Genomic DNA, 8,688 nt, shown 5'->3' with positions numbered 1-8,688 from the left:
ATTTTTTTTTAAATAAAATAACCCAAACTTTACCAATAAAATATTGAACAAAAAATCCTATTTCAAAACATTATTGGAAAAATCTGCCTTCATAAAAATAAAACATGAAAACAGCAAGGAGTTCAAAGAGAGCATGGCGCCTTTAAAGTAAAATATAGCACCCCATTGCAATGCATAAAAATAGGAAGTTGCCTAGGAATGAGTTAATCACAATAACGCTTGTTTTATGCTACTTTAATAGAGAAAATTTTCTGCGCAGATACGATTTATAAAGACATTGCTGTATAAAGAGAATCGCATGATCTGTAATTTGTAAAAAGAATCAAATTCCTGTAGAAGCATGCTAAGCTATCTATCTAGCTTTCTTTATTTAATATTGAAAAGTACTCTTATAAATCTATGTGGGATAACGAACAACAAAAAAACGATCCTGGACAAGACCCTGCTCTTGTTGTCAAGCGCTTGCGGCCTGCGCGCCGACAGGTCTCTGCTCGTTGGCTTACGGGAACCATTCTGACAGGAATCACTTCCTGCATTCTTATGGGGATTGCACTTTTTACGGCTCTTGATGAACAACAGCGATTGGTAACACCGCCACAATGGTTTACGCAAGAAAACCTATCAGAATCACAAGACCCTGAGGCCAATGGCTATAAAGGTGATCGTATTTCTCCCACCCATGCAAGGCAAAGCTTTGACAGAAAACGTCAATTTGAACTATCGATTCTACAAAAAAAAGGCGATGAAAAAGTCATTCAAACACAACATTTTGAATGGATTCGTATGGCTTTAGCCGAAAATCGCCCCCAGAAATATAGCTATCCAAAATTTGATTCTTTAAGCATTCTTGCTAGTGATACGAAAAATCAAAATATCGCACCACAAGAAGATTCTGGGCAGATTTATGGAGCAAAGGTTGAAACAAAACTCACCTTACGCAGCTATGATTTTAAGGTAAATCAATTCGATTTTGATGACAGCGACACATTGACAGATGAAGAGGCACAACAAGAAGTACAAAAAGCTGGATTTACTTTAGAAAAGAGCTCCGAACTTCTTTCAGTTCTCACATTGATTGATCCTTTAAAATTAGAAGATGTATCCTCCCCTTCCCAAGGCACAGAATCCCCTGAAGTTCGAATCGTTCAAGAAAATGTAACCGTTTCTCCTCAAAGTCACCGTATCGATCTGACGAAAAACTATGTTGAAGATATTATTCCTATTCGTAAAAAACAAACGATAGCCGATGCTTTCAAAAAAACCAGTTATACAAAAAAGCAAATTGACCAGGTTGTAAAAACGCTAGAAAAAATAAGCCTTTCCGATTCCCTTAAAGAGGGAAGCCTTTTACGCATTGGTATCGTGACACAAGCTGGTGAAGAAGACCATCTCGTACGCGCAAGTATCTATCAAGGGATGCATCATGTTCTCACCATTGCCCTGAATGATAAAGGCCAATTCATTGAAAGCACAGAGCCTAAAATGTCTAAAGCACTTAAAACGGCTTTTCAAAATGGTATTCCACATTCTTATATCAATAGCGCACAATTACCAACGGCTTATGATGCACTCTATAGTGCTTTGCTAAGCCATAATATATCACAATCTCTCTCTCATCGTCTTATTCGTCTGCTGGCCACCAATATTGATATGAAAAGTCCGATAACACCCAATGATCAGATCGAAATATTTTATGCTGTACCACAAAGCGATAAAGAAAACAAAAACGGCAAAAAGAATTTGAAAGCAAAGGAAGTATCCAAGAACGCTGATCCAGAAATTCGTTATATTAGTGCAACTTTTGGGAATACAACTTATAAATATTACCGTTATCAATTAAAAGATGGAAGCGTTGATTATTATGATTCTGAAGGGAAAAGTTCAAAGCCTTTCTTGCTGCGCAAACCCACACCAAATGGCATTTTTGGCTCTCCCTTTGGTCCACGCAAACATCCTATTTTAGGCTATGTCCGCATGCATACGGGGGTTGATTGGATTGCTCCTAAAGGATCACCCATTATTGCTGTAGGAGATGGTATTGTCACAAGAGTAGGCGTAACAGGCGGCTATGGAAACCATACGGAAATTCAACATGCCAATGGATATATCAGCAGTTATTCACACCAAAGTCGTTATGCACCAGACATCAAACCAGGCGTGAAAGTACGACAAGGACAAATTATTGGGTATGTTGGATCAACAGGAATGGCAACCGGACCCCATTGTCATTTTGAAATCATTGTCAATGGCGTCAAGGTTGATCCCATGCGCATTCGTATACCGGATAGCAAAGCCTTAACCAATCAAGACCTACAAACATTCCTACAAGAAAAAAACAACATTGATGCCTTGATCAACAGCCCAATAGCACCCTCCGAAGAGACTTAAAGCATGAAAGCATCTGCATTTTTACGACTCAAAACATCTAAAAAATATGCTTGAGCGCTTACTTTTCTCAAAGAGATTTCCGCATTTTAAATATCTATTAAAGAATACGCCGAAAGATTCCACCACCCAAGGTCGCATCACAATGATTAAAAATAAAACACCCTCCCCTTTTCAGGTTTACGCACAATAGAAAAGTGAAAAATATGAAACCCCAAAAGGCTAACTCTTCTTGTTTATTTTATCAAAACGATAGCCCGTCCTTATTTGCCATGCAATAAAATCTCAAATCAAAGAGGTGCCCGCTAAAGGATGAAGATTCTAAAATCCATATCATTCTATAAACAACCCGACTTCTTGTTGAATAGATTCCACTTGTTGAATGTATGCTGTTCATAGCCCTAAAGGACGGTGTTTCATGAACTTTATGAGCACGTTCTACCTTAAGAATATTCCTTACACACTTTTACAAAAACACCCCATATTTAAAGTTTCACATGCCTTACAAAAAATAACAAAACTTGAAAACAATCTTTTTGCAAAGCAATAGAGCTTACGAATATAAGTATTATTGGCTTAAAGGAGCACTTATTCAAAATAAATTTAAAGGCTAACTTAAGCACTTCAAAGCTCTAAGACAAGGAGAACTTTGAAAGCCGATCATCGGAGTCAACAAAGCAAAAAAACAACAAGAGAGAAAATCAAACATTACACCAAAAGATAAAGAAGCAAAGTTGTTTCTCTTGAAGGCAATTGACAATCTGATATGAATGGTGCTGTGTTCGCGCTACTGAAGCCGTATTTTTCCTTCTTCTTGTGAAAAGATGCCCTCCCCATACATTCACGATGAATGAAAGGCAGCTTACCACGAGAAAAGAGAAAATTTACCCTTTTAAAAAATCAGTCAGAGCTTTTTTTTGAACTATTCATGCTAAGTTTTGGCAAAGGAATGACAATCTTTGTGCCTCCTAAAGCAGAAGTTTCAAACAGAGGTTTTTCACCAAATTGCATACAGAGCTGTTCCACGACCACACGACCAAGTCCTGTTTTTTGTTTTAAAGTTTGGCTTTTCATTCCCACGCCATCATCTTCTACAATGAGCATCAATTGTCCATCTTTCTGGGGACCAAAGGAGATATAAATATGACCAGACCGTTGATCAGGAAAGGCATGTTTTAAGGAATTTGTCAGCAGTTCACCAAGGATAATTCCAAGTGTTGTCGCATCTCTTGAAGACAGGCGACAATCTTTAAAGTTGGTGTGAATGGTGATGTTTTCACGCAATTCAAAAGGGACTGCCAATTCGACATCATGCACAACAGAGCTGAGAAACTCTGCCAATAGTGTCGTTTCCATATCATCACTTAAGCGCAAACGACGATGTGCTGTAGAAATTGTCTGAATACGATCACGTGCAGCCCCTAGAACAGCACGGACCTCTTCATTTTTGCTCCGGTTTAACTGGAGCCCCAACAAAGAAGACACCGTCCCAAGAGAATTGCCAATGCGATGGCTTGCATCCTGCAACAATATTTCAACCCGTTGGCGTTCTTTTTCAGCGTGATTACGTGCTCTTTCTAATTCTTGTGTTCGTTCTTTCACGCGGGCTTCCAGAGCGATATTTTCACTATGAAGCAGCAATTGATACAATTTTAAAGAGCGCATATCACGATGAAAACGATTAATAACAAAATAGGCAGAAATAAAGGTACTCACAACGGAAACAATAGCCGCCAATGTCAAAGCCGCCCGCATCAATGCGATACCCTCACGCTGTTTTTGTCGCACCACATCATCCCCATTAATAAAGCTTGTCATCAATTGAGCTAAACGTGCTACAGGAATCTTTGATACTTCCAAAGAGTCCGCATGAGAGGGTTGAGAAGATTGTTCAGGAATCGCATCAAGAGCACGCATATGGGCATTCATAAAGGCTTTTCGTGCTTCAACCTCTTCTTTAAAAGCCGTAAACCATTTATACCACTGCGGATGCGCATAAACAATAAGTGCGATATAGTCGAGAATATTCCCCAACTCCCGCTCTGCATTTTCAAAACGTATTTTATCTTCCGCCTTGCGCGTTTTTGCATAGCTGCGATCAGCAACAGCCATATCAATCAGGCTAATAAGGACCAAATCAGCCTGTTCGCGCAATTCTGAACTTGTATTCAACTGTGCGACTTCTCGATCAACGGCATTTGAAAGCAACATAATAAAAACCGATGCCAAAAGAGCCATAACAAGAGAAACAACAATCGCACCCCACCGCCAGCGTGATATCGTTGCATCAGAAGAAGGCATTTGAGGCATCAAATTTGTTTTTGTTGTCATAGAATGTCCATTGGCGAACTTGAAAGTCGTCATTTTTCAGCACAAAGGAAGGCAACCTTATGGAACATAAAACCTAAAGCCCATGAGAAAGTTTTATACAGGCTTTTCTTGTGTTCCTAAGGATACACGCCAAACTTCTGAATTCCCTCAGATACTGACTTTACTGTAATAGCTATAACGGGAATAAAAAAAACAAGGCTATCAATCATAATTATTATGCTTTTTTAGCCGTTAAATGAACACAATGTACTTCCAGCTGAGTAAGAATCAGGACCATAATCAGACTCACCATTGACTTTAAGAAGTTCTTGTAATCGATTACGCGCCCTGCTCACACGGCTTTTAATGGTTCCAACAGCACAACCACAAATAGCCGCAGCATCTTCATAAGAAAATCCCGATGCGCCAATGAGAATAATGGCTTCTCTTTGATCGGCAGAAAGCAAATTTAAGGCTTTTTTGAAATCTTGCAAATCAAGTGATCCATATTGAGCAGGATGAACAGCGACATTTTGAGTAAACACGCCGTCGGTATCTTGAACTTCTCTTCCCTTTTTACGCATTTGACTATAAAATTCATTGCGCAAAATGGTAAAAAGCCAAGCTTTAAGATTAGTTCCCATCTCAAAACTATCTTGCTTAGCCCATGCCTTCATAACAGTATCTTGGACCAAATCTTCGGCTTTATCGTGCTTGCCACTTAAAGAAACAGCAAAAGCTCGTAAAGCCGGCAACACAGAAAGGAGTTCTTGTTTAAAGTTTTTCGCGCACTTTGACATAAAGGATTCAAACCTTTTCCACATTGTTTAAGCCAAATTGCTCTGCGCGCTCCAACTTCTCTAAAAGCTCAAGCAAACACCGTGGCAGTGCTTCTTCTTGAATTTCCATGTAAAATTGACGTAACTTCCGTGCTATTTCGCTATTGACCCCGAGAAGATCATCTCCAACTCTAAATTGTGTAGTGAGATTTTTTTCATCACGGTCGTTCATTTTTCATCCCCCTAATCCATATATTACTGGTAGCACCGCGAAGTTTTTTTCGCCTTATGGTTGTAAATATAGCTGTCGGTAAAAAGTTCCATACAAATCAAGGAACTTTTTTATCGGTTGAGAATTTCAACCAACAAAATGCTTGAAAGGTCAAAGGAGTTATAAATTATGTCATTATCAACGCGCATTGCCCCGCATCTTCCCTATCTTCGGCGTTTTGCCCGCTCTGTCACCGGTAGCCAATCCTCTGGCGATGCCTATGTTTCAGCGATGTTGGAAGCACTCATTGCCGACATCTCCATTTTTCCCAAAGCCTCCACTGACCGAATTGGTACCTATTGGCTTTTTTGCCATCTTTTTGACCAAACCACACCAAACATCCCTGAACCCCTGCCCCAATTTGGTCTTGAACAAAAAACCAGTGCCAAATTATCCTATCTCACGCCCCGTGCACGCCAAGCATTTTTGCTCATTGCCGTTGAAGGATTTCATGAACAAGACGCCAGCGAAATCATGAATCTGGATACGAAAGAATTTCGCAAGCTTCTCAACCAAGCATCCATTGATATTTCTCAACAAATTGCCACTGAAGTAATGATTATTGAAGATGAACCTCTTATTGCACTTGATATTGAGCAAATGGTAGAAAGCCTAGGTCATCATGTTGTAGGAATAGCGCGCACGCGTGATGAAGCTGTCATCATGTATCATAAGAAAAAACCACGGTTGATTTTGGCTGATATTCAATTAGCCGATAACAGTTCAGGGATTGATGCGGTCAACGAGATTTTGAAAAATGACCGTATACCGGTGATTTTCATCACGGCTTTTCCCGAAAGGCTTCTCACTGGCGAGCGTCCAGAACCAACTTTTTTAGTGACCAAACCTTTTAACCCTGATATGGTGAAAGCGCTTATTTCCCAAGCTTTATTTTTTCAAGAGAATGCTTCTAAAGCGGCTTAGAACAGGGTAACATCTTAAAATTATGATCGTTACGCCTCTTTCAAAGCCTCCCATGGATAGATCTCATATGAGTGCGCTCATGCAAGCGATTCGTGGTGCTGATATTTGCGTTCTCTATCAGGCAACAAATCTGGTTTATTTATGGGCTGAAAACTTGCCACATCATTTGCACAATAAATGGCGGGTTGGGTGTCGTGACAGCGACTTTTTTTCGCTTGACCTTGCAGACAATATGGAAACCATCAAACTGCAAGTTTTAGCCAGTGGCAAAATGCAAACTGTTGAAGCACGTTTTGAAGATACAAACAAACAAGAGATTTGGTACAAATTTTCTATTGATTGCCACCGCAATGATAACGAAGACATTATTGGTATTATCACCACCGGTGTCAATATTTCCGGCTTACGCCGCCGTGAACAAGTGCTTAAAATCCTTCTTCGCGAAGTCAGTCACCGTTCTAAAAACCTTCTAGCGATCATTCAAAGTATTGCCAGCCAAACCGCCCGCTATACTGAATCTCTTCAAGTTTTTTTACGAAAATTTCAAGGTCGTCTTCATTCTCTTTCTCATTCTCAAGATCTGATCACTGATTCCGATTGGCGCGGTGCTCAATTTCGCGAATTGGTCCAAACGCAGGCTTTAGGTTATTTTATGAAAGAAACAGAACGTTTTTCACTTGAAGGCGTCGATCCTTATCTTTTTCCCAATGCCGCTTTGCATATCGGTTTGGCTTTTCATGAACTGATTGTCAATTCTCTTTCTTTTGGAGCCCTTTCCCAAGAAAAGGGGAGCATCTGTGTACGCTGTGAAATTGAAACAAAACTGAATGGCAAAACGCAACTTATCATCACGTGGCATGAAAATTTTGAATCCGGCATCCCTCCCACAAACAATAAAAAAGCCTGTTTTGGTAGTGCCGTTCTCGAAAAAATCGTTCCCATTTCCGTGAATGGTTCAGCTTCCCTCAAATTGACACAAGAAGGAATTGTCTATTGCCTCTCTGTTCCTGATACTTATTTTGATATTTTTTCTTAAAAGAGCATTTTAAACAATGAACAAGAGAAGTTTCCCCTTTTTTAGCAAAATGTCTCATCTGTTTATTAAGCACAAAGATATTTTTCAACCCCTTTAAACCAACCTCTATTGTCCCCCAATAGTTCCCCAAAACCTTAACGATGAGAACTGAAAGCCACATAAAATCCATTTCCGCTGTAAATCAACTTTCATCCCTTATAGAACCGCATATTTTAAGAGAGAAACCAAAACAATGAAGAGTAAACCGTTTCAGCTTTTATATGCCAAATAAAAGCGAACCTATTACCCATCTCTTTTTGTGCAACTTTCGCAATGCGTATACAATTCCATTTTGGCAGAATATGAAATTTCAAGGAGTAAAGCTAATATCCATCATCACTCTTCAGCTTTACGGGCTTAAAGCATCCACGACAACGACAATTAATTGATGAAAATTACATATTTTACGCTTTTATTTATCGCATTCTTTAATGGAGATATCCTCTTCAAGTACAATAGGACATTCTAAAACAGAATACACTTGTGTTCCTCATTCACGCACTTTTTTAATATTTCCCAGCGCATCCACGCTCATTTCAAAACAGTATCTGTAAATAAGATATAATAGCCCCCGTAAAGTGAACCATCAAAACCGCCCCTTGTTACGCCACGTCCTTCTTTACCTTCATACCCCTTTTCACTTCATAAAAGTAGTAGCTGAGCATCATCATACCATTTGTCTCTCATGTTACAACAGCCATTGACCTTTGAGAGCGTCCATAAGAGGCATTTTAGGCTTTTTTCAAATATTACTCACCGACATAGAGCCCATACATACCCTTTTATGACGTGCAAGCCAATGACTTTGATTAATTCACTATAGAACCCGCATCTCAAAGGAGGAACGGACATCTCAAAGGAGGAACGGACATCTCAAAGGAGGAACGGACATCTCAAAGGAGGAACCGACATCTCAAAGGAGGAACCGACATCTCAAAGGAGGA

At 39.6% G+C, this 8,688-nt stretch carries 6 protein-coding genes; 3 read left to right on the top strand and 3 right to left on the bottom strand.

The genetic code is table 11. From position 1 onward, the window contains the following. Positions 1-399 precede the first annotated feature (399 nt). Positions 400-2,388, top strand: coding sequence for a M23 family metallopeptidase (locus ACFINW_RS05795; protein WP_375630227.1), 1,989 nt, complete (start codon positions 400-402; stop codon positions 2,386-2,388). Between the two features lie 897 nt (positions 2,389-3,285). Here ACFINW_RS05795 and ACFINW_RS05790 read toward each other — a convergent pair. The 3 genes from ACFINW_RS05790 to ACFINW_RS05780 all read right to left on the bottom strand — a co-directional run bounded on the left by ACFINW_RS05790 (position 3,286) and on the right by ACFINW_RS05780 (position 5,706). Then, positions 3,286-4,716: a sensor histidine kinase gene (locus ACFINW_RS05790; protein ID WP_375621451.1), complete on the bottom strand. Its 1,431-nt coding sequence runs from the start codon at positions 4,714-4,716 to the stop codon at positions 3,286-3,288. Positions 4,717-4,940: 224 nt separating this feature from the next. Then, positions 4,941-5,495 carry an RNA polymerase sigma factor gene (locus ACFINW_RS05785; RefSeq protein ID WP_375611691.1) on the bottom strand — a complete coding sequence of 185 codons (555 nt, stop codon included), beginning with the start codon at positions 5,493-5,495 and terminating at the stop codon, positions 4,941-4,943. 7 nt (positions 5,496-5,502) lie between these two features. Beyond that, the gene (locus ACFINW_RS05780; protein ID WP_375610684.1) at positions 5,503-5,706 is read right to left on the bottom strand and encodes a NepR family anti-sigma factor; all 204 of its coding nucleotides are present in this window, start codon (positions 5,704-5,706) and stop codon (positions 5,503-5,505) included. 168 nt (positions 5,707-5,874) lie between these two features. On the opposite strand from ACFINW_RS05780, the gene ACFINW_RS05775 reads away from it, so the two are divergent. Both ACFINW_RS05775 and ACFINW_RS05770 read left to right on the top strand, forming a co-directional pair. Next, positions 5,875-6,669 (top strand): response regulator, encoded by a 795-nt coding sequence (locus tag ACFINW_RS05775; RefSeq protein ID WP_375607013.1) that lies wholly within the window; start codon positions 5,875-5,877, stop codon positions 6,667-6,669. A 22-nt stretch (positions 6,670-6,691) separates the two neighbouring features. Next, on the top strand, positions 6,692-7,705 hold the full coding sequence (locus ACFINW_RS05770) for a sensor histidine kinase (RefSeq protein WP_375618002.1): 1,014 nt from the start codon (positions 6,692-6,694) through the stop codon (positions 7,703-7,705). Positions 7,706-8,688: the final 983 nt, after the last annotated feature.

It is taken from the genome of Bartonella sp. AA18HLJMS (genome assembly GCF_042197245.1).
GTDB lineage: Bacteria > Pseudomonadota > Alphaproteobacteria > Rhizobiales > Rhizobiaceae > Bartonella.
Note: the sequence above shows the minus strand (reverse complement) of the source record. Positions and strands in the feature narration are given on the sequence as shown.